The 1,929-nt window shown below is 61.8% G+C and carries 3 protein-coding genes; 2 read left to right on the top strand and 1 reads right to left on the bottom strand.

Annotated features, from left to right (window positions below; translation table 11 throughout):
- Positions 1-4: 4 nt before the first annotated feature.
- Together msrB and WBV42_RS03450 are read left to right on the top strand one after the other, a co-directional pair.
- Entirely contained in the window at positions 5-409 is a 405-nt protein-coding gene (gene msrB, locus WBV42_RS03445) for a peptide-methionine (R)-S-oxide reductase MsrB (RefSeq protein WP_423984799.1), read from the top strand.
- Between the two features lie 51 nt (positions 410-460).
- Entirely contained in the window at positions 461-1,099 is a 639-nt protein-coding gene (locus tag WBV42_RS03450; RefSeq protein WP_423984797.1) for a type 1 glutamine amidotransferase, read from the top strand.
- 26 nt (positions 1,100-1,125) lie between these two features.
- On the opposite strand, the gene WBV42_RS03455 is transcribed toward WBV42_RS03450, so the two are convergent.
- Positions 1,126-1,728 carry an NUDIX hydrolase N-terminal domain-containing protein gene (locus tag WBV42_RS03455; RefSeq protein WP_423984798.1) on the bottom strand — a complete coding sequence of 201 codons (603 nt, stop codon included), beginning with the start codon at positions 1,726-1,728 and terminating at the stop codon, positions 1,126-1,128.
- Positions 1,729-1,929 lie beyond the last annotated feature (201 nt).

A 1,929-nucleotide genomic window follows, 5' to 3' on the forward strand; every position in this document is an offset into this window, starting at 1 on the left:
TACCATGAGCGAACGACCGTTCACCGACCTACCGGAGAGCGACGAGGAGTGGCGCGAACGACTGACCGACGAGGAGTACCGCGTCCTCCGCGAGCAGGGTACCGAACGCCCCCATACCGGCGAACACCTCGATAGAACGGACGACGGTACCTACGTCTGTGCCGGGTGCGGCGCGGAGTTGTTCGATTCGGACACGAAGTACGACTCACACTGCGGTTGGCCGAGTTTCTACGACGTACCCAAGGACAACGTCGAGACGCGACAGGACACCAGCCAGGGAATGGTCCGTACCGAAGTCGTCTGTGCGAACTGCGGCGGCCACCTCGGCCACGTCTTCGACGACGGCCCGGAACCGACCGGCAAACGCTACTGCATCAACAGCGTCTCTCTCGACTTCGCCGACGAGTAAGGTTCGACGGACTCGCGTAGCTTTTTATCAGCCCCAATCCGATTCTCACCCATGCTGCTCGTACTGGAGAACGAGGTGAACCCGGACTATCGTTACTTCGTCCGCGCGATGGAGTCGTTACTGCCGGATCACGAGGTGTACGACTACGTGACGGCGGGCGGGCGGCCGTCCCTGTCGGGCGTCGACGGCGTCATCGTCGCCGGGAGCACGGCGGGGGTGTACGAGCGCGACGAGTACCCGTGGATGGAGGAAGAGGCCGAACTAGTCCGCGAACTGATCGAACAGGAAATTCCGACGCTCGGGATTTGCTTCGGCCACCAGTTGGTGAACGACGCCCTCGGCGGGGCGGTCGAACATCGCGGCCTCACGAACCGACTCGTTCGGGCCGAGTTGGCGGACGACCCGCTGTTCGAGGGCGTTTCGTCGGTCGTTCCGGCGGTACACGGCGACCACGTGGTCGAACTGGGTGCCGGAATGGAGGTCATCGGCTCGACGGCGTACAACGAGTATTTCGCCAGCCGTCATCGGGACGCACCGCTGTGGACGACGCAGTTCCACCCGGAGTTCACGGACGAGTTGCTCCCACGAATCGCGGAGGACTTCGGCTGGCAGGAGAACGAGTTGTCGTTTGCGGACGCGAGCGGGGAACGGGTGCTCGAAAACTTCGCGAGATTGGTGGACGACGGATAGGGCGACTCGACTCCCTCCTTCGACGATTACTCCGAGTTCCGTCGCTTCCTGGCCGCCGCGCGTGCCGATGGCTCGTGGTCCTTGTGCCAAACCGGGACGTCGTTGATGTGCCAGTACCGTACGTCCTCGCCCTCGTGGGAGACCCGGAGTTCGCCGCCCGTGACGGAACAGATGTAGGAGTGACGAACCAGACAGTGCGGGCCGTGCTCTCCGGGTTTTCTCGTGTGAATTCCAGCTAGTTCGTCCACTTCGACCGTGAGACCCGTCTCCTCTCGCGTTTCCCGAACGGCGGTTTCCGCCGGTGATTCGTCGGGGTCGGTGTACCCGCACGGAAAGCACCACGTTCCGTCGTCCGTTCGCTTTTGGAGGAGAAGCCGTCCGTCCGAATCGAAGATGACGGCCTCCGCACACACCTTCGGCGTGACGTAGCCGACCTCCTCGGCGAACCGCTGTCGGACTTCCTCCGACGGCAGGTCGTACGACCGACCGTACCACTCGCTTACGAGGGTCAAAATCCGCTCGTAGCGCTCCTCGTCGTACGGGTCGTCCGCGTATTCGAGGCCCACTTGTGCCATGATCCGGAGTTCGTCGAGGAGGGACGTGAGGTCGTCCTCCGCCGCTTCAGCCATCGAACTCTCCGTTGTTCGTGCGATTGCGTGCCATAATCGTCTTATGAAAGAGGTTGAATCAATATCAATCAATGGGTCGATAGGGTGATCGAAACGTGCTGCGGGAGAAACGTGGGACAAGAAAGACGGTGAACGGGAAAGACAGTGTGCAGGAAAGACGATGAGCGGACGAGCGGCTTACTTCGCCGTGCTGACGATTTT

Origin of the sequence: Haladaptatus sp. (assembly GCF_049589095.1) — an archaeon.
Lineage (GTDB): Archaea > Halobacteriota > Halobacteria > Halobacteriales > Haladaptataceae > Haladaptatus.

Bases quoted from the DNA above. Each gene is read 5' to 3' on its own strand.
- WBV42_RS03450 (WP_423984797.1), top strand. From the start codon at position 461: ATGCTGCTCGTACTGGAGAACGAGGTGAACCCGGACTATCGTTACTTC.
- msrB (WP_423984799.1), top strand. From the start codon at position 5: ATGAGCGAACGACCGTTCACCGACCTACCGGAGAGCGACGAGGAGTGG.
- WBV42_RS03455 (WP_423984798.1), bottom strand. From the start codon at position 1,728: ATGGCTGAAGCGGCGGAGGACGACCTCACGTCCCTCCTCGACGAACTC.